Raw genomic sequence first — 21,761 nt, 5'->3', positions numbered from 1 at the left:
CTTTTCGCCCTCCCCAATTCAATTTCTGGCCGCGAAATGTGCGACCAGTCTGCCGAGGCCAACCGAATTAGACCCTTTGACAAGAATGGCGTCACCGGTTGTGATGCCGAACTCTTCCAAGGCGGAAATTGCCTCTGCAGGACCATCGCAATGCGCGAAGCTGAGTCCGCCCGCAAGCGCCCCGCCAGCGCCTTTCCCCAAGTCCTGAACAAGGGCTGTCATCTCTTCCCCAACCAGCACAGCGAAATCGACGTTGGCTTCGGCCAAAGGCTCTGCCAACTGCGCGTGGAAACGCGGCGCGAAGTCGCCCAGCTCTTTCATCGAACCGAGGACTGCAACGCGGCGCGTGGCGGGTGTTTGCCCGAGCTGCCGCAAAGTCGCGCGCATCGACGCGGGATTGGCGTTGTAACTTTCGTCTATCATCAGCGCTTTTCCGCTGATCGCAGCGATATCGAGGCGCGCACCGCGTCCCTTCAAACCGCCCATTTCGGCGAGTGCCAGACCCGCAGCTCCCAAATCACCGCGCGCGGCGCGCACCGTAGCCATGACGCACAGCGCGTTGCTGATCCAGTGCTCACCCGGTTCTGCGACCGAGAAGCACACGCGTTCCTCGCCCATATCGGCAGTGATGAGTGAACCGCCATTGGCGACAGGAATTGCGTCTAACAATCGCACGTCAGCCCGCTCGCTCGCGCCGAAGGAAACAATTTTGACGCCTTGCGCCTTGGCGGCATCGCGCAACTGTTCGAATTGCGGAATATCGGCGGGTATAACCGCCGTACCGCCGGGCATTACAGCCTCGAAAATCTCTGCCTTCGCCGCCGCGATTGCCTCGATACTACCCAAGTTCTCGATATGCGCAGGTGCAATGGTGGTGATAACCGCAACATGCGGTTTCACTTGAGCGGTTAGACCGGAAATCTCTCCCGCATGGTTCATTCCCATTTCGAACACGCCATAGTGGCTGCGAACCGGCATCCTCGCCAAGCTTAGCGGGACGCCGACATGGTTGTTATAGCTGCGGACCGAGCGATGCGTGGCGCCGCGACTGGCGCGGTCGAGCGCATTGAAAATCGCTTCCTTCACGCCCGTTTTGCCAACCGAGCCGGTTACACCAATGCGAATTGCAGTCGAACGATCACGCGATGCTGCGGCCAATGCTTCAAGCGCAGAGTTGGTATCCGCCACCAGAATATGCGGGTGGTCTACGGGACGGTCGACGACCGCAGCAGTCGCGCCATTGGCAAAGGCTTTGTCAAGGAACAGGTGCCCGTCCATCGCCTCGCCCTTGAGCGCAAAGAACAGATCACCCGAGCGGACATCGCGCGAGTCTATTTCGACACCAGATACCTGGAATTCTCCGCTGGCCGTCCCACCAATAGCATCTGCAATTTCGGCCGCGCTCCATAACGCCAATGGCAACGAGTCACGCTTATGCACCGGCCAGGAACGAAGAGCCTTCAAGGCATTCATGTTCCTGCTCCTTGACCCAGATTTTGCGGCGCTGCGCATTCTCGCGCGACAGTCACGTCATCAAACGGCAATACCCGCATGTTCTCTCCTGAACCGATAATCTGGCCTTGTTCATGCCCCTTACCCGCGATCAACACGATGTCGTCGCGGCCTGCCTCGGCAATCGCAGCAGCAATTGCTTCGCGGCGGTCGCCGATTTCGCGCATGCCTGCGCCGCCAGCCATCACTTCACTGCGGATCGCAGCGGCATTTTCACCGCGCGGGTTGTCGTCGGTCACAATCGCGAGATCGGCGTTCTCGGCGGCTACACGCCCCATTTCTGCGCGCTTGCCTTGATCCCGATCACCGCCCGCGCCGAACACTGCGATAAGGCGGCCTTTCACGTGCGGACGAAGCGCCTCGATGGCGGATTCAAGTGCGTCAGGCGTATGGGCGTAGTCGATATAGACTGGGGCGCCTGCCTGCGTAATCACCGCGCGCTCCAAACGTCCGCGAACGGGCTGCAAACGCGCGACTGCATCAAACACCGAGCTCGCGCTTCCACCGGTTGCCAGCGCAAGGCCAGCGGCTACCAGTGCGTTCGCGGATTGATAGGCCCCGATCAGTGGAAGATTGATGGTTCGCGTCTGACCATCATATTCAATCTCAAGCGTTTGCCCCAATTGTGTTGACGTATGAGTGAGAAGGCGAATAGTCTCGCCTTGCTCACCCACGGTGAACACGCGCAGGTTCCGTTTCCGCGCATGCTCCAGCGCCCGGCCCGTCCACTCGCTATTTCCGGTCCAGACTACAACAGTGGCATCATCATTCACGACTTCGTCAAACAGCCGCATTTTGGCCGCAAAGTAGTCCTCCATGTCCTTATGATAATCGAGGTGATCGCGGCTGAAATTGGTGAAGCCTGCGGCGGAAACCGACAGACCCTCATTACGGTATTGCGAGAGTCCGTGGCTCGATGCCTCGTAGGCAACATGTGTCACGCCTTCGCGCGCCAATCCGCTCATATTCGAATGGAACGTGACGATATCAGGAGTGGTCAATCCGGTAGACACACTCTCGTCTGGTGTAGTCACACCGAGCGTTCCGATAGATGCGGCCCGCTCGCCTGCCATACGCCAAATTTGGCGAGTCATTTCGACGGTGGAGGTTTTGCCATTGGTGCCAGTAACTGCGACGATGACTTCAGGCGCCGGTTTGAAAAACTGCGCAGCGAGCCGGGCAAATGCCTGACGCGGTTCGTCGGCGGCGATATGGATCGCGCCTTCAATCTTGGCAGTTGGCTTTGCGACAATTGCGGCAGCACCGGCAGAGATGGCTGCCGGGATAAAATCTTCACCGTTCACGCGCGCACCTTGAAATGCGCCGAAGACTGTTCCGGGGGCGACCTTGCGATTGTCGATCGCAAAGCCAGTGACGGAGACATTCTCAGCGCCAGCCACTTCAAGTCCCGCTGCCGATATAAGCGCTGCAAGATCCATTATTCCGCTCCCAAAAGCGGTTTGAGATCGCTGAGATCGATATCGCGCGACGTGTCGGGGCGAACGCCAAGTACGGGGCCGATGCGCGGAATCAGTTTACCAACGATTGGCGCAGCGTTCCACGCGGCTGTCCGCTGGTAAGAACTTGCAGTGGTGCCCTTTGGCTCGTCGAGCATGGCCACCACCACGTAGCGCGGCTTGTCCATCGGGAATGCTGCAGCAAAGGTCGAAACAAGTGTTGTTTCGCGGTAACCGCCCCGCCCAGGTTTTTCAGCCGAACCGGTCTTCCCGCCAACACGGAAACCGGGTGCATCGGCATTCTTGCCTGTGCCATAAACAGCAATCATACGGAGCAATTGCCGCATCCGTGAGGAGGTCGAAGCTTTGAACACGCGGCGACCTTTTGGCGCGGCACCCGGTGCAATCTTGTGTAAAGTCGCAGGACGCCAGACACCGCCATTGACCATCGCCGCATAGGCATTCGCGAGGTGTAGCGGCGTCACCGCAATACCGTGGCCATAGCCCACCGTCATATTGCGCAGCCGCGGCCAATTTTCGCCAGGCCAGATCGGATGGCCCTTGGCGGGAAGCTCGATATAAGGCCGTTCATTCATGCCCATATCGATCAGTGCCTGACGCAGCTTGGTCGGACCAAGTTCATCTGCGATGCGCGCAGTGGTTGTGTTGGACGAATGGATCAGCGTCTCGGCAACGTTCAAGTGATTGCCAATAAAATGGCTGTCCTTGATTTTGAAACGGCCAACTTCAACTGGCGACGCATCATACCGGCGGCCGAAATCGCGCACGGTGCCCGCATCTATGGCCGCAGCAACAGTCAATGGTTTGAACGTCGAGCCCAGCTCGTAAACCTGATTGGTCACACGGTTGAACATGAAGTTCACGCCTTCCGCATCGATCTTGTTCGGATCGAATTCGGGTAGCGAGGCGAGCGCCATCACTTCACCCGTATCGACATCCAAAACGATGCCCGCTGCACCCTTTGCATTGGTCGCTAGCATGCCGCGGCGCAGTTCATCTTCGAGAGCGCCCTGCGCGCGCATATCGATCGACAATGCCACCGGCTCGCCGCGCAATGCAGGATCGGTCAGGCGGTCGTTGAGCACTTGCTCCATGCCGACTTTACCCTGCCCCTCGGCATCGACATAGCCAAGCACGTGCGCCCCCATGGACCCTTGCGGATAGTGGCGATCGGTCTCGCGCGGCAGTTCCAGCGCAAGCTCACCGATGGCCATAACCTGATTGGCCTGTTCTGGCAGAACGCGGCGCTGCAAATAGCCGGGGCGACCAGCAGCAAGTTTCTCGGCCGTAACGTCAACGTCGAGCGCGGGGAAAATCGCTTTGAGCTCAATCGCGACATCGCGCGCATTTTTGACCAACGGGTCGCTCGGATCACCGAGTGCTTTCGGATTGTACCACAGGGCGTAGGCCGGGAACGCGCGCGCGAGCGGAACGCCATTGCGATCCGTCAGTTCGCCGCGCGGTGGCAGCAGAGCGTCAGCCAGCGATGTTGTCCGGACCGTGTTGTCGCTGACACCGAGATAGCCGATGCGGGCAACGGCCGCAGAGGCAACACAGGCAAAAATAATCGCCACCCACAACACGCGCAGGCGAGCAACTGTCAAAGCCGTTTGCCGCACCGACGATGCACCCACGCGTCCGCAGGAAAACGTCGTGTTGACGGTAATCGTGTTCATTCGCTGACCTCCGCCATCGACCCGCTCAACGGATTATCGATTGCCAGACGTTCGGACAGCGAGCGCGGTGCAGACATCGAGTTGCGGCCCTCATCGCTATTCTTTTCGAACCGGGTGTCGGCCTGTGGTTTATCCGCGACTTCGGTCACATTGGCAGGCTGGCCGGTCAGCGGCGAGACAAAAGCAGGAAAGCCGCCATCCTCGGCCTCCTTCGGCGCCATCGCAACGCGGATCGGATCGGGCGCACCAACGGCGCGCGGCATACCCAGTTGGGCAAGCTCGCGCTCATTCTCCAGATACTGATCGGCTGTAGGGGCTTGATAGCCAAACTCGACACGGTTCCAGTTGGCCAATTGCTGCTGATTGGCACGCGTTTGAAATTCTGTTTCAAGCAGCAGCTTCTCGCGCTCAAGCGCCACAATAGTGCGCTCGGCCAAGCGCACTTCGCTCTTCACTGCATTGACGCGGAATGTGAGTGCGACAAAGCCGGTAACGCAAATGCTAAGCGCAACAGCCCAGCCGATCTGACGAAGACGGCTACCGGCGCGCATCACGCTGCTTCTCTCGCTGGAGCGTCAGTGCGAATTGCATGCCGCAGCACCGCCGAACGAGCGCGCGGGTTATCATTGACCTCTGCATCGCCCGCTTTGATCGCTTTGGAGATTTCTCTGTAAATCGCAGGCGCCTGCTCGATCTCGGGCAAATAGCGCGAACCGCCAGTACTGCCCGATGCATCTTTCAGATACCGTTTGACGATCCGATCTTCGAGACTGTGGAAGCTTACTACGGCCAGCCGCCCGCCTTCACCCAACAATTGCTCGGCAGCTTCGAGGCCTTCTTTCAATTCTTCCAGTTCGGCATTCACATGGATACGAACCGCCTGGAAGCTGCGCGTTGCGGGATCTTTGGGAGCCCGCTTCGATTGGGCGTCGGCGCGGTAGCCGAGGGCTTTACGCACCACGCGCGCCAGATCGCCGGTCGTCGCCAGCGGACGCGCGGCTACGATTGCGCGGGCCACGCGGCGCGACTGACGCTCCTCGCCATATTGGTAAAGTACATCGGCGATGGTGCTCTCTTCAGCAGCGTTCAGGAAATCCGCCGCGCTTTCGCCATCTTGAGACATACGCATATCGAGCGGTCCGTCGGACGAAAACGCGAACCCGCGCTCAGCCCGATCGAGCTGCATCGAGGATACACCGATATCCATTGTGATACCGTCGATACGCGTCACGCCAGCTTCGGCCATCGCTGCGACCATTGCGGAAAAACGGCGTGCGTGCAGCACCAGACGCGGAGGCCGTTCCTGCGCTTCGGGCCACTTCGATCCGCTGGCGATTGCATCGGGATCACGGTCGAACGCATGAACCGTCGCACCGGCGTCGAGCAACGCGCGCGTATATCCGCCCGCGCCGAAGGTGGCATCAATAATGATGTCGCCCTCTTGTGGAGCGAGCGCTGCGATAACTTCTTTCAGCAGCACAGGGATATGCGGTGCACTAGCAGAAGCGGGGGTCATTTGCGCTTCCCCCTGTTCTGGCCCTTACCCTTGGCTTCGGCTTCTTTGACCAGACCGGCGCAGCTGGATTTTACCGGATTCCACTCACTGCCCTGCTGCTCGAGAACAGCAGGGTTCCATACCGTGAAAGACTGTCCTGCGCCGCGGAAGAACAGCGTGTCGTCAATCTGGCCATCGCTGCGGAGGTAGTCGGGCATCGTGAAGCGGCCGCTATCGTCGAACGGAATGCGTTCGAAACCGAACAACAGGTTGGAACGTAGCTCGCGGTCATAGTCACGGCCGAGACGCAGCGCAGCGTCCTCTTCGCGGTCCAGCTGCTCTTCAAGCTCTTCCTGGCGGGACAAGCCAAAACCGACGAGGCAGTCCCAACGGTCATGCTTGGCAAGGCAAAGGATGCGTTTATCATCGCTCGAGGCGCGGACGATCTTGCGAAATTCGGGAGGTATAACGAAACGGTCCTTGTCCCCCAGAAGGGTCAAGGCCTGTCCGCTGTAACTGTGACGCATTTCCGCCACTTCTTCCCCCAAAACCGTGTTTCAAACCCATTCCCCAGACACATCTTCCCCGCTTCCGCCCGCGCATAGGCACGGGCAGCTCGCTTCATGGAGATGAAACGCAGCAGAAGACTCAATGTCTGATGGAAAGTGGTGATAACCCGCGAAATCACGGGATGCTAGGGAAAATTAAGGGATATCTTGGGATTACTCATTAAAGTTCTGTTATTAAACAGATAATATACTTAACGTCACTCCCATTATCACCCCATTTACTCCTGAAAAAACCACGATATCCCGGATATTCCCCGTCAAATCCCCAAAAAAGGGAGCCTCGACTCCGATACAGAGTGTCTCACCCGTGAAATCCCCGGATCGATCGTAAGGCCACATCGTGGCCATTCATCGGGCTGGTTTGAACGCGCTTCGTAGCAACTTGTCCAGCGCTTCGCTAGAAATTGCTGGATCGGCTTCATGCTCCAGCACCGCCGCATCGGATACAATGAGAGCTGTGCCCTGCCCGATCACGCATGAGGCGATGACGCTTTCAGACACCAGCTCGCAGGTCACTGCATCGGTGGGCACAATCTCGATCTGACCGGTTTTATGGACCGGTATCGCAATGCTGTCATAGGAAATGAAGCGCAGCGCATCAGGCTGATCCTGATCATAGAATTGTCGCAACCCCCAGCGGGTCAGGATCGGTCCGAGCAAAGCGATGTCCTGCGGACGCCGGCGATCACCGAGGCCGAATTCAGAATGCTCGGTCAGCATCGGGTCTGCAAAAAGCAGCAGCATGCCGCCGCCTTTGACCCAATTGTCGAGCGCAACAAAATCGGCTGGTGCAAGAGCGCTTGGCTGCGCCAGCATCAGGAATTCCAAACCGGCTAGATCACTATTCGGCTCGAGCGAACCAGATGCAGAGAGAATATCCAGCGGGATCAGCTCAAAACGCCGTTCCAGCTGTTCTTTTACCCAATGCTGATGCTGGTCATCCGCCAGCATATCGCCGAATCCTTCACCTTCACCCCAATAGATTGGCAGAGAGGTCATCAGACCAAGCCGTTGTTTTGGTTGACCATCCTCAATTGGAGCTGGCACACGTGCAAAATTCCAAACGGCCATGCCGATCAGAAAAGCTACGGCAATGGCAAGAGATGCGAGCTTTCTTGCAGTCACGCTTTATTGCGCATCGGGCACCAGAATATCCTGGCGCAAAACGCTCGCCGTCGGCGTCGGGTCCGGCTCAGCGGGCAATTCAGGCACTACACCGGCTTCTGCCAGTGGATCGCTTTGCGGTGCTTCGGTAGATTCCGGCTCTACGGTCGCGACAGCCTCGGGCACGCTAGCTGCATCGGTTTGCTCGGCACGTTCGCTAACCACGTCCGCCAAAGCGACGAGGATGATCATCAGACCAATGCCCGACAAGCCCACCTGAAGCCGCTGGATCGCTTCAGCCCGCGTCCCACCGAGCGGGGCATCCGCTTGCTCAGCAGGTCCGTGCAAAATCCGGCGTATGAAACGATTGGCCATGGGCAGAATCTAGCCGAGTGGCCGGTTTAGTCAAAGAGAAATGGCTCAGCGCTCGAGCCAGCCGAACACCGGCAGGCCTTTCGATGCCAGCCACTCCGCATTATAAAGCGTTGAAAGGTAACGGAAGCCGGTGTCACACAGGATCGTCACTACACGCGCATCTTCACGCCCGTTGGCGACCAATTGCTTACCCAGTGCGACCGCTCCGGCAACGTTGATGCCGGATGACAGGCCAAGGCACATGCCCTCTTCGCGCAGCAGGCGCTCGACCCATTGCAGGCCTTCTTCATCAGAAATACGGAACTGCGTATCGATCGGTGCGCCTTCGAGATTGCCGGTTATCCGGCCCTGCCCGATGCCCTCCGCGACAGATGTGCCTTCGGACTTAAGCTCCCCTTCTGCGTAATAGCTGTAGAGCGCCGCGCCATGTGGATCCGTCAGTGCAATCTGCACATTTTCGTCGCGTTCCTTCAAGCCAAGCCCGACGCCGGCAATTGTGCCCCCGGTTCCGGCAGCGCAAGTGAAGCCATCCACCCTGCCCTCCAGCTGATCCCATATCTCAGCCGCCGTGGTTTCGATATGGACCTTGCGGTTGGCCGTATTGTCGAACTGGTTTGCCCAAATGGCGCCTACGGTTTCGTCCGCCAATCGGCGCGAAGTATGTACGAAGTGATTGCAGTCGGAGAACTTGGTTGGCGGAACCAGCACCAGCTCTGCGCCGAGCGCGCGCAGCGTATCCATTTTCTCTTTGGACTGGTTGTCCGGCATCACGATCATGGTTTTGTAGCCAAGCGCATTGGCCACCAGCGCAATTCCGATCCCGGTATTACCCGCAGTGCCTTCGACAATCGTGCCGCCGGGTGTCAATTCGCCGCTAGCCTCTGCATCACGGATAATACCCAGCGCCGCGCGGTCTTTAACCGACGCGCCAGGATTGGCGAATTCGCATTTGCCGTAAATTTCGCAGCCTGCCGCTTCGCTCGCCGCTTGCAGAAGCACCAGCGGCGTATTGCCGATCAGTTCAATCGCGTCTTTCCGCGGAATATTGGTAATCATAAGCGTGAACTAGGTGCTAGGGCGCACCAGTTCAACGCAGTTCCGCTACGCGCGGAAACACTCAATCTTCAGGAGCGATGGTGACTTTCAGACCATCGAGCTCAGGCGTAAACGGCACCTGACAGCTGAGGCGCGAGTTTTCAGCGCGGTGATCGGAGCTTTCCAGCAGATCATCTTCATCTTCGCTGATTTCAGGCAGCTTGTCTGCAAAAGCCGGATCGACATGCACGTGGCACGTCGCGCACGAACAACAGCCGCCGCACAGCGCCAGCAATTCATCAAAACCATTGTCGCGGATAGCTTCCATCACGGTCAGGCCCTCGCCGACGTCTACGGTTGATTCTTCACCATCACGGTTGACGACGATCAGCTTGGGCATGATGAGCAGGCTCCGAATAATAGGCGACCGGAAATGGCCAATTTGCGCGGCTGCTAAAAGACGGGGCCGCGTATTGCAAGCGATAGGAACACCAGATGGGTCTAACCAAAGAGCAGATCAAGCAAGGCATCGACCATGTCGCAGCTATGGAACCTGCCTTCGGTATTGCCCTGATACGCTGCGGATACCCCGAACCGCGCATCCGTCCGACCGGCTACCGGACTTTGCTGCGCACCATTGTCGGTCAGCAGGTTAGCGTGGCTGCGGCGGCATCAGTTTGGAACAAGCTGGAGATCGAATTGGGCGAGGACATTGCGCCCGATGAATTGCTCTCACGCGATTTCGACGCATTGCGCGCCTGCGGACTGTCGCGGCAGAAGCAAGGCTATGCGCGGTCTCTGTGCGAGTTGGTGGTGAGCGAGGAACTGAAGCTCGACGATTTGCCGGACCACGATGAGGAAGCCATCGCCGAACTTACCAAGATCAAAGGCATCGGGCGCTGGTCGGCGGAGATATATCTGCTGTTCGCCGAAGGACGCCCCGACATCTGGCCCGCAGGCGATCTGGCAGTGCAAGCGGCGATGCATAAATTACTGGGTCTGGATGAACGCCCATCAGAAAAAGAAGCGCGCGCGTTGGCCGAAAAATTCAGCCCGCATCGCGGCGCGCTCGCTATCTTTTCATGGCATTGTTACGATAATCCGGCGCTTTAGGCAGCGGTTTCGGATTAAGATGGCGAATAAAAAGCCATCTCGACACCTCTGGTAAGGATGATCGAGGCACCGCGTGTCTGGCGCACAGGTGTAATCGCAACCACTTCGGGTTTCTTCCAACGCTTGGTTTCAGCGCCCGGCCGTTTCACAGTCTTTGTCATGATGTCCCCTTTGTGTCGACGACAGCCTAGTTAAGCGGCCAAGCAAGCGCAACATGGTTTGCTGCGTTCGAGCTTTTCACCACAGTGCGGTGTTCACTATTCTATCTGGCGTCCTATTTGAGACACAAGACCCACAGCAGAAAGCCCCGTCCCCCATGACCATTCCCGCCGACACGACTCCACTGATCCCGCGCGAGCACCTGTTCGGCAATCCGACCAAGGCAGGCGGGCAAATCAGTCCCGACGGCAAATGGCTGAGTTGGCTGGCGCCTCTCGACGGTGTGCTGAATGTGTGGATGGCACCGGTAGGTGATCCCACCGCTGGCAAAGCAATGACGGCAGCGACCGAACGCCCGATCCAGCAATATTTCTGGGCACCCGATGCACAGAGTCTGCTCTACATCCAGGACAAAGGCGGCGACGAGAATTTCCTGCTTTACGGCATCGACATCGTCACTGGCAAAGAGCGCACACTGACCGATTTTGAAAACACGCGCGTCGATATGATTGGATCGTCCGAGACCATCCGCGACAAAATCCTGATCGGCCTCAACAACCGCGATGCGCGGCTCCATGATGCCTATTTGCTTGATCTCAATTCGGGCGAACTGACGCTGGTTCAACAGAATGACGCCTATGCCGGGTTTATGGCTGACGATAATCTGGAGTTGCGGCTGGCGGTCGCGCCCAATGCGGCGGGCGGGATGGACTTCTTCCCAATCATTGACGGCGAAATTGCCGAAGAGCCAAGCGACAGCACCGGGCTGGAAGACTCGCTGACCACCCAGCCCGCTGGCTTCACGACGGACGGCTCGATCATGTACTGGATCGATAGCCGCGATCGCAACACGGCGGCGCTCTTTGCGCAGAATGTCGAGACCGGCGAACGCACGCTGATCGCCGAGAATGACAAGGCCGATATTGGCGGCGTGATGGGCCATCCGAAAACCGGCGAAGTGCAGGCCTATTCCTTCACTTACCTGACAACCGAGTGGACCGCGATTGATCCGGACATCGGCGCATCGCTCGACTGGCTTGGTAAGCAATTGGATGGTGATTTCGGCGTCTCCAGCCGGACCGAAGATGACACCAAATGGATCGTCTGGAACGATCCGCTTACCGCGCCAGCGCAGACCTATATCTATGATCGTGAGGCGCAGACGCTAACCGATTTCTATACCGGACGGCCAGAATTGGTCGGCGCGCCATTGCAGCCGATGCAGACGCTGGAAATCAAAGCGCGCGATGGTCTCACCCTGCCCTCTTATCTCACCGTCCCGGCAGGCGCAGATAGTCCTGTTCCGATGGTGCTGCTGGTTCATGGCGGCCCATGGGCGCGCGATGATTACGGGTTTAATTCCTATCACCAATGGCTCGCCAATCGCGGTTATGCGGTGCTGAGCGTGAACTTCCGCGGCTCCACCGGCTTCGGCAAGGATTTCATCTCTGCCGCAGACCTCGAATGGGGCAAAAGAATGCATGATGATCTGATCGATGCAGTCAAATGGGCAGTCGATGAAGGTATCGCGCAGGCAGACAAAGTCGCGATCATGGGCGGGTCCTATGGCGGCTATGCGACGCTCGCCGGATTGACCTTCACACCCGATGTCTTTGCCTGCGGTGTGGACATCGTCGGCCCGTCAAACCTCGAAACATTGCTTGCGACTATCCCGCCATATTGGGAGCCGATGATCGCACAGTTCCACGAGCGGATGGGCAATCCGAATACGCCCGAAGGCCTTGCAATGCTGAAAGAGCGCAGCCCGCTCAATTCCGCAGGCAATATCGTGAAACCGCTGCTGATCGGCCAGGGCGCAAACGATCCCCGCGTCAATCAGGCAGAGAGCGATCAAATTGTCGGCGCGATGAAGGAAAAAGGCATTCCGGTGACCTATGTCCTCTACCCTGATGAAGGCCACGGCTTCGCCAATCCCGCCAACAATATCGCCTTCAATGCAGTGACCGAAAACTTTCTTGCCGAGTGGCTCGGCGGCAGGTCGGAGCCAATCGGGTATACGGTATCCGGCTCGACTGCCGAGTTGGTCGAAGGCGCAGAGCATGTGAAAGGCTTGAGCGAAGCATTGCGTGATTGATGTTCGCCACGTCATTGCGAGCGAAGCGCGGCAATCCAGAGTGTAAAGCGCTAGCTCTGGATTGCCGCGTCGCTTCGCTCCTCGCAATGACGGTAGAGTTTGGCTGACAAGCTAGTCTCCAACCGCTACGCCCTCCAAGAATCAGGAGATTATGCGTGAGCGATCATCAGGCGATTTTCATTACGGGCGGTGGGTCAGGGATTGGCCGTGCGGTTGCGCAATATTTCGGCGCACGCGGCTGGTTTGTCGGCCTTGGCGATATTGATAGCGAGGGCATGAAAGGCACCGCAGCACTCATTCCCGATGGCGCTTCGTTCAGCCACAAATTTGATGTGCGTGATCGCGCTGCTTGGGACACGGCGCTGGAGGCATTCGTTGACGCATCTGGCGGCCGTGTGGACGTGTTGTTCAACAATGCCGGTATCCCCATCGGCGGATCGCTCAGCGAGAACTCGGTCGACGAGATCGAGCGCTGCCTCGATATCAATCTGAAAGGCGTGCTGTTCGGCGCGCAGGCCGCCCTGCCCTATCTGCAAAAGACCGCGCCGGGTTCGTGCCTGCTCAACACCGCCAGCGCGGCGGGCATATACGGAACTGGCGGCGCGTCGGTTTACTCAGCGACCAAGTTCGGCGTGCGCGCGATTACGGAGTCGCTTGATGCGGAGTGGGATGAATTCGGGATCAAAGTTCGTTCGCTGATGCCTAGCTTCATCGACACTCCGCTGCTCGAACACGCGCCAAATGCGGGCACTAACGAAGCGATCCGCGAGACGGTCAAGCAGGCCGGTCTAGAAATCACGCCGGTTGAAGAAGTCGCCGAAGCAGCTTGGGAAGCTGTGCATGGCGAAAAGCTGCACACGCTGGTCGGCAAGTCAGCCAAACGCATCGGCTTTGCCGCGCGTTGGATGCCGGGCCGCTTGCGCAAAATGGTGCGGCAAACCACCCAGCCTCTGGGCCGCTAGAAGAGGCGCTGGTCGGCGCTAAACGAACGCGTCAATCGCTTTCGCCAGTTTCACATCGCGCGCTGACAGACCATTGCCGTCGCCCGGAACGTCATGCGTGGTGAGAGTGATTTCGACGCGGTTATAAACGTTGAACCATTCTGGGTGGTGATCGTGCTTTTCGGCAAGAATCGCGATGCTGGTCATAACGCCGAATGCCTCAACAAAATCGTCGAATTTCAAATGCCGCTCAATCGCGGTGCCATCGCGCGCTGGAGCCCATTCGGGCAGGTCGGCTAATGCTGCCTCTATCTCGGCTTGGGTTAGTCTCTCGACGCTCATGGCATACTCCTTAACTTGTTAGGGAGCGACCTTTCCCCTATCGCGCACCGCCATGCAAGCCTGCAGCCTTTCCGCCACCAATCTCGCCTGCCGAAGAGGCGACCGCGTGCTGTTTCGCGGCCTGGGATTGGAATTGAAAGCAAGCGAAGCACTCCACATTACAGGCAATAACGGCATCGGCAAAACGAGCCTGATGCGGATATTGGCCGGGCTGCTGCGTCAGTTTGATGGCAGTGTTGAACACAGCGGGACACTTGGTTTGGTCGACGAGAAGCCAGCGCTTGATCCGCAATTGCGTTTGGAAAGCGCATTGCATTTCTGGGGGGGGTTAGACGGCTGCACCAACATTCAGCAGAATTGCGCGGTGATGGGGATGGACACCCTACTCGACGTCCCTTTCCGCTATCTTTCGACTGGTCAGTGTAAGCGCGCGGCCTTCGTTCGGCTACTCAATCAGGGAACCGACATCTGGTTGCTCGACGAGCCTCTCAACGGCCTCGACGCGGACGGAATCGCGAAGGTCGAAGCACTCATCGCGCTTCATTGTGGCGGAGGCGGGATATGCGTTGCAGCGTCCCACCAGTCCATAAATTTGCAAAACGCCAAGACGCTTGCCTTGAAAGACTACGCTGCATGATCGGCAAGCTCCTCCTGCGCGATTTGCAGATGCTTCTGCCCGGCGGGAACCGGGGTGGTACGATGTTACCGCTGCTGTTCTTTGTGGCGGTAGCGATACTGTATCCCTTTGCTGTTGGCCCCGACGCACCGCTGCTCGCACGAACTGGCGGAGGGGTGATTTGGATCGCTGCCTTGCTCGCTGCAATCCTCCCGCTGGACCGGCTGATCGCGCCCGATCTGGAACTGGGTGTGTTCGACCAATTGGCACTGCGCGGCATTTCTGAAGAGATGGTCGTGGCCATCCGCGTTCTCGCCCATTGGCTCAGTTTCGCACCGCTCCTGTTGATCGCAACATTGCCGGCCGCGGCATTGCTCGGGTTGGAAGGCGAAACGGTCCGTTTGATTCTGCTAGGCCTGCTCGCTGGCACCCCCGGCCTGGCCGCTATCGGAGTGATGATCGCCGCGCTTACCGCTGGCTTGCGCGGAGGCGCCGCGCTGTCAGGCCTAATGCTCATCCCACTCGCCGTGCCCATCCTGATCTTCGGCGCAGGCAGCCTCGCCCGCGCAGACATGAGCGGAATCGCCTACGCCGGTGCGTTTAGCCTGTTGCTGGTGGCAATAGCGCCATTTGCCGGCGGTGCCGCGATCAGGGCAGCTCGGGAGGGGTGAACATGGAGATTTCAGAAGAGCAGAAAAAAGCTGCGTTGATAATCGTCGGTGTTACTTGCGTTATGGCGGTGACGTTTTTTGTCGAGAGCATGTTCGATGAGGCGCCAGAACCGAATTTAGCCTGCGAAATGACCGCGTTAGACAACCAACAAAGCCCGCTCATTTCCTCAGTTCCTTCACCTGTCCGCGAGATCCGGGTCAGTGGATTTATCGACGATCCATTTGAGGGTACTTTGTTTGATTTTGGTGGCAAGGCCGTCGTACAATCGGATAGTGCTTCAGCGCACCGTCGCGCCAGGGGATCGGTTTTTCTGGATGAGAATAAGACCGTAGAGTCGATGACTATAACACTGAAAACTGAATTGTATTCACAGAAGGGGCTTAGCCTCGCCACCTTGAACAGCGAGGGTACTCTGGACAGCAGCAAAGACACAGTTTTTGCCTTTGAGCAAAAGGAGTTTAAGCTGTCCTACCCGATGGATTACCGATGCGCAGTTGATCAAGAGCGGTTAGGACTGACGGCACGTGAACAGAGAAAGCGGGACTTGCTATCCGAATACCTGCCTTGGTTCACGCCAACGGATTAGAGCGTTGACCTAAGAATAAGGCGGCTGATGCAGTCCCTTGGGACTGGTCGTAAATATCTCGTTCCCGGTTTCAGTAATCGCCAGGGAGTGTTCGAACTGTGCGGATAGCGATTTATCGCGTGTCACTGCGGTCCAACCATCCGCGAGCATTTTGCCCCATGGTTTACCGATATTGATCATCGGTTCGATGGTGAAGAACATGCCCGGCTTTAGCTCCGGGCCAGTGCCTGCTTTAGCCGCATGAACGACTTCAGGCGCATCATGGAACAGACGGCCCAGCCCATGTCCGCAAAATTCGCGGACCACGCCGTAGCGGTGCTTTTGCGCGTGCTCCAGAATTGCTGCGCCGATATCACCTAAGCGATTACCCGGCCGTGCTTGCTCGATGCCCAGCATCAGGCACTCATAGGTGACATCGACCAGTTTGCGCGCTTTCAACGGCACATCACCGACATAATACATACGGCTTGTATCGCCGTGCCAGCCATCAAGCAGCGGCGTCACATCGATATTGACGATATCGCCATCCTTGAGCTTCTTGTCGCTCGGAATACCGTGACAGATCACATGGTTGATCGAGATGCAGCAGCTATGCGTATAGCCGCGATAGCCAAGCGTCGCAGGGACCGAACCACCGTCCAGCATCAGTTGCCGAATCTTGTCGTCAATCGCCGCTGTGGTCACACCCGGCTGCACCATTGGCGCGATCTCGTCGAGAATGCTCGCGGCCAATTGACCAGCCTTGCGCATGCCTTCAAAACCGGCGGGTCCATGCAGCTTGATTGTGCCGTCGCGAACGACGGTCTCTGTGCCTTCGATCATCTGATATTCTGTCATGCCGCCCACATAGCGATAGCGCCGCGAAATTGCGAGTATTGAGTCAGCCCTTGGCACGTCGCGCGCAATCGCTACATAGCGGCGATGAGCAAAAAAGAAGATCTGATCCAGGCCGACCGCGGGCAAGATGCGGTTGCCATCCATCTCACCAACAAAGACGGCTTCGATGCCTTTGCGAAAGAGCTGAAAGCGGGCCAACGCGCGGCCCTCAAAGCGCAAAAATTCGATGGAAGCGGATATCAGGTCGGGATAGTTCCCGATGGCGAAAGCTGGTTTGCCGTGGGCGGCGTGACCGATCCGGAGGAACTGTCCAGCTATTGCCTCGCCAAGCTGGCCGAGACGTTGCCGGAGGGTACGTACCGCTTGGCATCGGGCGACCCGAAAGCCGCGATGCATGGCTGGGTCACTGCGCAGCATACATTTGTACGCTACAAGAAGAATGATGACGCCCCCGGCCCGCGCATTCTGCTGAGCAAGCAAGCCAAGCATATCGACGCCGCAATTGCCGAAGCCGAAGCGGTCAATCTGGTCTGCGATATGGTCAACACGCCTGCCGAAGATATGGGGCCAGCCGCGATTGAAGCCGAAGCAGAACGCGTCGCCAAGAAATACAATGCCGAAATCAAAGTCACCAAGGGTGACACGTTGGAAAACGATTATCCGATGATTCACGCGGTCGGCCGCGCGGCATCCCGGGCGCACGCTCCGCGCCTGATCCAGATGGAATGGGGCGATGAGAAGCACCCGCGCGTCGCCATTGTCGGCAAAGGCGTCAGCTTCGATTCGGGCGGCCTTGATATCAAGTCTGCTGTCGGTATGAAACTGATGAAGAAGGATATGGGCGGCGCGGCACATGCCATTGCGCTGGCTGATCTGATTATGGGCGCAGGCCTGAAAGTGCGGCTGCACCTGCTGGTTCCCACTGTCGAAAACGCCATTTCCAGCAATGCCTTCCGGCCCGGGGATGTGCTGCAAACGCGCAAGGGCCTTACGGTCGAGATCGGCAACACCGATGCCGAAGGGCGCCTGATTCTCGGTGATGCACTCACTCGCGCGAGCGAAGACGATCCGGAACTCATTATCGACTTTGCGACTCTCACCGGCGCTGCGCGCGTCGCGCTCGGTCCCGATCTTCCGGCGCTGATGACGCGTCAGGATAAGACGGCGGACGAGTTGATCGCTGCTGGCCGCGCGCATGATGACGAACTCTGGCGGCTGCCGCTTCCGGCTGGCTATGCCGAGTGGCTCAATTCGGAAATCGCCGATCTGAGCAACGCGCACGCCAATCCCTATGCGGGGGCCAGCGTCGCGGGCTTGTTCCTCGACAAGTTTGTCGGTGACGACATCGAATGGGCGCATTTCGACACTTTTGCATGGCGCCCCTTCCCCAAGCCAGGCCGCCCGAAAGGCGGCGCTGCATACGGCCTGCGCGCAGCATTCCACATGCTCAGCGCGCGCTATGGCGGGTAAACCAACGCGCTGGCGTTCACATAAGCGGATACTCCCCGAAACTTGCCTGTAGTGTTTTGGCGAGTATAAGCGCGCCAATCCGCTTGAAGACGGCGAGAAACAGGGACAAGCAAAGACTGTGAGCAAAGCAGCGCAATACCGACTGCCAAAGGGTATCCTTGGCTTGAAAGGGCCAATGGTGCGCCCCGCGCCCGGAACGTTGCCACTGCGCGGTGATCTCGCGCATATCGCGCTGGCAGACCGCTATCTGGTGCCGCATTATGTGATCCCGCAATTTCATACAGTTGGAAGTGACGCAGTGGAGCTGAAGCTGGGCGCCGATGCCACGTCCGACACTCTGGCCACACTCGATGCAGGATCGACTTTCGAGGTGCTTGATGTTGCCGGTGACTGGTGCTGGGGCTGCGTGAGCGCGGATGGCCCGACCGGCTATATCCCGAAAGATTCTGTCACGCCGCAATCGGCATGACCACTTCTGTATTTATCGACGGCGCGGCCGGAACAACCGGGCTGGAAATCCGCGAGCGGCTGTCAGGCCGAAGCGAGTTTTCGCTCGTCGCCCTGCCCGATGATCTGCGCAAAGATACCGAAGTCCGGCGCGAGGCACTCAATGATTGCGACGTCGCAATTCTGTGCCTGCCCGATGCTGCGGCGCGCGAATCCGTGTCGCTGATCGACAACGACCGCACCAAAGTGATCGATGCCTCCACCGCGCACCGCTTGGCTGATGGCTGGACGTACGGATTCCCGGAACTAATTGGTGCTGAAGAAGTCGCGAATGCCAAACGCGTCAGCAATCCCGGCTGCTACCCGACCGGATTTCTCGCACTTGTTGCGCCGCTGGTCAGATCAAAAAACCTGCCCGCCGACTGGCCCTATTCCGTCAATGCGGTGTCGGGCTTCTCCGGCGGCGGCAACGCCCTGATCGACCGGTTTGCGGATGACCGGACGATTGCTTGGCGGGGATACGGTCTCTCGATGGGCCACAAGCATTTGGGCGAGATGCAGCGTTATTCGGGGCTTAAACATGCCCCGCTGTTCTCACCCGCCGTGGTCGATGCGCATCGCGGGATGTTTGTCGAAGTCCCGATCCCGCTCGCGGCGATGGGTTCGGGCACCGGCCCTGTTCGGATGCACAAAGCATTGAGCGAGTTCTACGACGGCTCACCCATTGTCACAGTCGGACCGCTCGCGGCAGACCAAAGCGAGCTCCTCCTCCGAAAAGACGCTGCTCCATGGGACGGCATGAAATTGCACGTATTCTTCGATGGCATGGGGGAACAGGTCCGCCTGATCGCCAAGCTCGACAATCTCGGCAAAGGCGCAAGCGGCGCAGCGGTTCAGTCGCTCAATCTAATGGCCGGATTGGATGCAGAGACCGGGCTCAGTCTGACTGCCTAATTATTGGGCATTTACTGCCCTTGAAACGAGCAGAGCAGTAGCTTTCACGCAGCGCAACTGAACCTCTTCTGCATAGCAATTCGCGATATTGTGCTGGACTCTGATGGGGTTGCACGCCCTACTCCCAAAATTCTTGGAACAAGCCGGTTCTGGCACGGTTCTTGGATAGTATTCCATCGGAATTCCGATGGACCGGCCCGCCTGATGCGGAGTCGGTCAATTGCGCAGGGGCCGTAATGAATTTGGCCCTCGAAACGAGGTATGTGTGAAAAAGATCGAAGCGATCATCAAGCCCTTCAAATTGGACGAAGTGAAGGAAGCGCTGCACGAAGTGGGCGTATCGGGAATCACGGTTACCGAAGCCAAGGGCTTCGGGCGTCAGAAAGGGCATACCGAACTCTATCGCGGCGCCGAATATGTCGTCGATTTCCTGCCCAAGGTTAAGCTCGAAGTCGTAGTACCCGATGCCACTGCAGAGCGCGTGGTCGAGGCCATCGCGGCGGCTGCCCAAACCGGGCGCATTGGTGATGGCAAAATTTTTGTGTCTCCTATCGAAAGCGCGCTGCGCATCCGGACCGGCGAAAAGGACGACGACGCAATCTAGGTTTCAGGATGCTGCCGCACGGGGCGGGCCGCATCTCCACAATTTCACTGCCCTCCCACTCAATCCGCCAAAGGGAACATTATGGCTACCGCAAAAGACATCCTCAAAGTTATCGAAGAGAAAGACATCGAATGGGTCGATCTTCGATTCACTGATCCAAAGGGCAAGTGGCAGCACTTGACCATCGTTTCATCCGTATTGGGCGAAGACGAGTTGGAAGACGGCCTGATGTTCGATGGTTCATCGATCGAAGGTTGGAAAGTCATCAATGAATCCGACATGATCCTGCGCCCCGATCTGGACCGTCACTATATTGATCCGTTCAGCGCAACGCCGATGATGATCCTGTTTTGCGACATTGTTGAGCCATCAACCGGCGAACTTTACTCCCGCGATCCGCGCTCGACCGCAAAGCGCGCGCAGGATTACGTGAAAGCTGCTGGCCTCGGTGACACGATCTTCGTGGGTACCGAAGCCGAGTTCTTCATGTTCGACGATGTGCGTTTTGAAGACGGCTATGCCGGTTCGGGTTACATGATCGACGATGTCGAGCTGCCAACGAACTCTGGCCGCGAGTATGACAGCGGCAATATGGCCCACCGTCCGCGCGCCAAGGGTGGTTATTTCCCCGTTGCTCCAGTCGATAGCGCCGTCGACATCCGTAGCGAAATGGTCGCTACGATGCTCGAAATGGGTCTGCCATGCGACAAGCATCACCACGAAGTTGCTGCCGCTCAGCACGAACTAGGCGTGACTTTCGCAACGCTCCTCGAATCTGCCGATAACATGCAGATTTATAAATATGTCGTGCAACAGGTTGCCCATGCCTATGGCAAAACCGCGACTTTCATGCCGAAGCCGATCAAGGACGATAACGGCTCCGGCATGCACACCCACATGTCGATCTGGAACGACGGCAAGAACACTTTCGCAGGCAATGGCTATGCCGGTCTGTCGGACACGTGCCTTTATTACATCGGCGGGGTTATCAAACACGCGAAAGCCCTGAACGCCTTCACCAACCCGACCACCAACAGCTACAAGCGTCTGGTTCCGGGCTTCGAAGCGCCAGTGCTGCTCGCTTACTCTGCCCGTAACCGTTCGGCATCGTGCCGCATTCCATACGGTGCTGGCGAGAAAGCCAAGCGCGTCGAGTTCCGTTTCCCCGATGCGATGGCCAACCCGTATCTCTCATCGGCCGCGCTGATGATGGCGGGCATCGACGGCATCGTGAACAAGATTCATCCCGGCGAGGCGATGGACAAGAACCTCTACGATCTGCCGCCAGCCGAACTGGCCGACGTGCCGACAGTCTGCGGTTCGCTGCGTGAAGCGCTGGAGGCCCTCGAAGCCGATCATGACTTCCTGCTCAAGGGTGACGTATTCAGTAAGGACCAGATCATGGCTTATACCGAACTCAAATGGGATGAAGTCAGCCGCTTGGAAACAACTCCGGCAGCAGTCGAATTCGACATGTATTACAGCGCGTAATTCGCGTCACATACGACAACAGAAAAGGCGTCCGGAGCAATCCGGGCGCCTTTTTTGCATACTCAATACCGTTTCCTCTTGTAGAATATATCCGCACGATTACATTGATCGACAGCCTCCGGGCCCCTCTGGCAGATACACCGGTATATCTGCGATGTCGGCAGGCACATTCTCGGTTTTCCGGTTGGGT

24 protein-coding genes are annotated in these 21,761 nt (G+C 58.0%); 11 read left to right on the top strand and 13 right to left on the bottom strand.

Going from position 1 to position 21,761, the window contains the following annotated elements:
• Positions 1-18 precede the first annotated feature (18 nt).
• The 10 genes from GRI35_RS06335 to GRI35_RS06290 all read right to left on the bottom strand — a co-directional run bounded on the left by GRI35_RS06335 (position 19) and on the right by GRI35_RS06290 (position 9,644).
• Complete coding sequence (locus GRI35_RS06335; protein WP_160613378.1) at positions 19-1,473, bottom strand: UDP-N-acetylmuramoyl-tripeptide--D-alanyl-D-alanine ligase; 1,455 nt, start codon at positions 1,471-1,473, stop codon at positions 19-21.
• Complete coding sequence (locus GRI35_RS06330) at positions 1,470-2,951, bottom strand: UDP-N-acetylmuramoyl-L-alanyl-D-glutamate--2,6-diaminopimelate ligase (RefSeq protein WP_160613377.1); 1,482 nt, start codon at positions 2,949-2,951, stop codon at positions 1,470-1,472. Before GRI35_RS06330 ends, GRI35_RS06335 begins: the two co-directional genes overlap by 4 nt.
• Positions 2,951-4,666, bottom strand: a complete 1,716-nt coding sequence (locus tag GRI35_RS06325; protein WP_160613376.1) for a peptidoglycan D,D-transpeptidase FtsI family protein — start codon at positions 4,664-4,666, stop codon at positions 2,951-2,953. Before GRI35_RS06325 ends, GRI35_RS06330 begins: the two co-directional genes overlap by 1 nt.
• Positions 4,663-5,217 carry a hypothetical protein gene (locus GRI35_RS06320; protein ID WP_202390522.1) on the bottom strand — a complete coding sequence of 185 codons (555 nt, stop codon included), beginning with the start codon at positions 5,215-5,217 and terminating at the stop codon, positions 4,663-4,665. The genes GRI35_RS06325 and GRI35_RS06320 overlap by 4 nt, the downstream gene beginning before the upstream one ends.
• Positions 5,217-6,182, bottom strand: a complete 966-nt coding sequence (gene rsmH / locus GRI35_RS06315) for a 16S rRNA (cytosine(1402)-N(4))-methyltransferase RsmH (protein WP_160613375.1) — start codon at positions 6,180-6,182, stop codon at positions 5,217-5,219. Before rsmH ends, GRI35_RS06320 begins: the two co-directional genes overlap by 1 nt.
• Entirely contained in the window at positions 6,179-6,661 is a 483-nt protein-coding gene (locus tag GRI35_RS06310; protein WP_235900151.1) for a division/cell wall cluster transcriptional repressor MraZ, read from the bottom strand. The genes rsmH and GRI35_RS06310 overlap by 4 nt, the downstream gene beginning before the upstream one ends.
• 417 nt (positions 6,662-7,078) lie before the next feature.
• Positions 7,079-7,855, bottom strand: coding sequence for a motility-associated ABC transporter substrate-binding family protein (locus tag GRI35_RS06305; protein WP_160613373.1), 777 nt, complete (start codon positions 7,853-7,855; stop codon positions 7,079-7,081).
• Between the two features lie 3 nt (positions 7,856-7,858).
• The gene (locus GRI35_RS06300) at positions 7,859-8,209 is read right to left on the bottom strand and encodes a hypothetical protein (RefSeq protein WP_160613372.1); all 351 of its coding nucleotides are present in this window, start codon (positions 8,207-8,209) and stop codon (positions 7,859-7,861) included.
• 45 nt (positions 8,210-8,254) lie between these two features.
• Positions 8,255-9,265: a cysteine synthase A gene (locus tag GRI35_RS06295; RefSeq protein ID WP_160613371.1), complete on the bottom strand. Its 1,011-nt coding sequence runs from the start codon at positions 9,263-9,265 to the stop codon at positions 8,255-8,257.
• Between the two features lie 61 nt (positions 9,266-9,326).
• Positions 9,327-9,644, bottom strand: coding sequence for a 2Fe-2S iron-sulfur cluster-binding protein (locus GRI35_RS06290; RefSeq protein ID WP_160613370.1), 318 nt, complete (start codon positions 9,642-9,644; stop codon positions 9,327-9,329).
• A gap of 95 nt (positions 9,645-9,739) precedes the next feature.
• Between GRI35_RS06290 and GRI35_RS06285 the strand changes: the two genes are divergently transcribed.
• Positions 9,740-10,357 carry a DNA-3-methyladenine glycosylase family protein gene (locus GRI35_RS06285; RefSeq protein WP_160613369.1) on the top strand — a complete coding sequence of 206 codons (618 nt, stop codon included), beginning with the start codon at positions 9,740-9,742 and terminating at the stop codon, positions 10,355-10,357.
• A gap of 14 nt (positions 10,358-10,371) precedes the next feature.
• On the opposite strand, the gene GRI35_RS06280 is transcribed toward GRI35_RS06285, so the two are convergent.
• Positions 10,372-10,518: a hypothetical protein gene (locus GRI35_RS06280; protein WP_160613368.1), complete on the bottom strand. Its 147-nt coding sequence runs from the start codon at positions 10,516-10,518 to the stop codon at positions 10,372-10,374.
• A 155-nt stretch (positions 10,519-10,673) separates the two neighbouring features.
• On the opposite strand from GRI35_RS06280, the gene GRI35_RS06275 reads away from it, so the two are divergent.
• Positions 10,674-12,611, top strand: coding sequence for a S9 family peptidase (locus tag GRI35_RS06275; protein WP_160613367.1), 1,938 nt, complete (start codon positions 10,674-10,676; stop codon positions 12,609-12,611).
• 155 nt (positions 12,612-12,766) lie between these two features.
• On the top strand, positions 12,767-13,573 hold the full coding sequence (locus tag GRI35_RS06270) for an SDR family oxidoreductase (protein WP_160613366.1): 807 nt from the start codon (positions 12,767-12,769) through the stop codon (positions 13,571-13,573).
• Between the two features lie 18 nt (positions 13,574-13,591).
• Here GRI35_RS06270 and GRI35_RS06265 read toward each other — a convergent pair whose 3' ends face one another.
• Positions 13,592-13,894 (bottom strand): 4a-hydroxytetrahydrobiopterin dehydratase, encoded by a 303-nt coding sequence (locus tag GRI35_RS06265; RefSeq protein ID WP_160613365.1) that lies wholly within the window; start codon positions 13,892-13,894, stop codon positions 13,592-13,594.
• 52 nt (positions 13,895-13,946) lie between these two features.
• Between GRI35_RS06265 and ccmA the strand changes: the two genes are divergently transcribed.
• The 3 genes from ccmA to GRI35_RS06250 are packed head-to-tail and all read left to right on the top strand — an operon-like array spanning position 13,947 to position 15,768.
• The gene (ccmA, locus tag GRI35_RS06260; RefSeq protein WP_160613364.1) at positions 13,947-14,531 is read left to right on the top strand and encodes a heme ABC exporter ATP-binding protein CcmA; all 585 of its coding nucleotides are present in this window, start codon (positions 13,947-13,949) and stop codon (positions 14,529-14,531) included.
• A complete protein-coding gene (locus GRI35_RS06255) occupies positions 14,528-15,181 on the top strand; it encodes a heme exporter protein CcmB (protein ID WP_160613363.1) in 654 nt (217 codons plus the stop codon). Before ccmA ends, GRI35_RS06255 begins: the two co-directional genes overlap by 4 nt.
• A 2-nt stretch (positions 15,182-15,183) precedes the next feature.
• Positions 15,184-15,768 carry a hypothetical protein gene (locus tag GRI35_RS06250; protein WP_160613362.1) on the top strand — a complete coding sequence of 195 codons (585 nt, stop codon included), beginning with the start codon at positions 15,184-15,186 and terminating at the stop codon, positions 15,766-15,768.
• A 9-nt stretch (positions 15,769-15,777) separates the two neighbouring features.
• Here the strand turns inward: GRI35_RS06250 and map are convergent, their stop codons facing one another.
• Complete coding sequence (gene map, locus GRI35_RS06245; protein WP_160613361.1) at positions 15,778-16,605, bottom strand: type I methionyl aminopeptidase; 828 nt, start codon at positions 16,603-16,605, stop codon at positions 15,778-15,780.
• An 84-nt stretch (positions 16,606-16,689) separates the two neighbouring features.
• Between map and GRI35_RS06240 the strand changes: the two genes are divergently transcribed.
• The 5 genes from GRI35_RS06240 (at position 16,690) to glnA (ending at position 21,571) form a co-directional block, all read left to right on the top strand.
• Complete coding sequence (locus GRI35_RS06240; protein ID WP_160613360.1) at positions 16,690-18,075, top strand: leucyl aminopeptidase family protein; 1,386 nt, start codon at positions 16,690-16,692, stop codon at positions 18,073-18,075.
• A 118-nt stretch (positions 18,076-18,193) separates the two neighbouring features.
• Positions 18,194-18,544, top strand: coding sequence for an SH3 domain-containing protein (locus GRI35_RS06235; protein WP_160613359.1), 351 nt, complete (start codon positions 18,194-18,196; stop codon positions 18,542-18,544).
• The gene (gene argC, locus GRI35_RS06230; protein ID WP_160613358.1) at positions 18,541-19,476 is read left to right on the top strand and encodes an N-acetyl-gamma-glutamyl-phosphate reductase; all 936 of its coding nucleotides are present in this window, start codon (positions 18,541-18,543) and stop codon (positions 19,474-19,476) included. Before GRI35_RS06235 ends, argC begins: the two co-directional genes overlap by 4 nt.
• Before the next feature lie 265 nt (positions 19,477-19,741).
• Positions 19,742-20,080, top strand: coding sequence for a P-II family nitrogen regulator (locus GRI35_RS06225; protein WP_160613357.1), 339 nt, complete (start codon positions 19,742-19,744; stop codon positions 20,078-20,080).
• An 81-nt stretch (positions 20,081-20,161) separates the two neighbouring features.
• Entirely contained in the window at positions 20,162-21,571 is a 1,410-nt protein-coding gene (glnA, locus tag GRI35_RS06220; protein ID WP_160613356.1) for a type I glutamate--ammonia ligase, read from the top strand.
• Positions 21,572-21,761 lie beyond the last annotated feature (190 nt).

Origin of the sequence: Pontixanthobacter aestiaquae, assembly GCF_009827455.1 — a bacterium.
GTDB lineage: Bacteria > Pseudomonadota > Alphaproteobacteria > Sphingomonadales > Sphingomonadaceae > Pontixanthobacter > Pontixanthobacter aestiaquae.
Note: the sequence above shows the minus strand (reverse complement) of the source record. Positions and strands in the feature narration are given on the sequence as shown.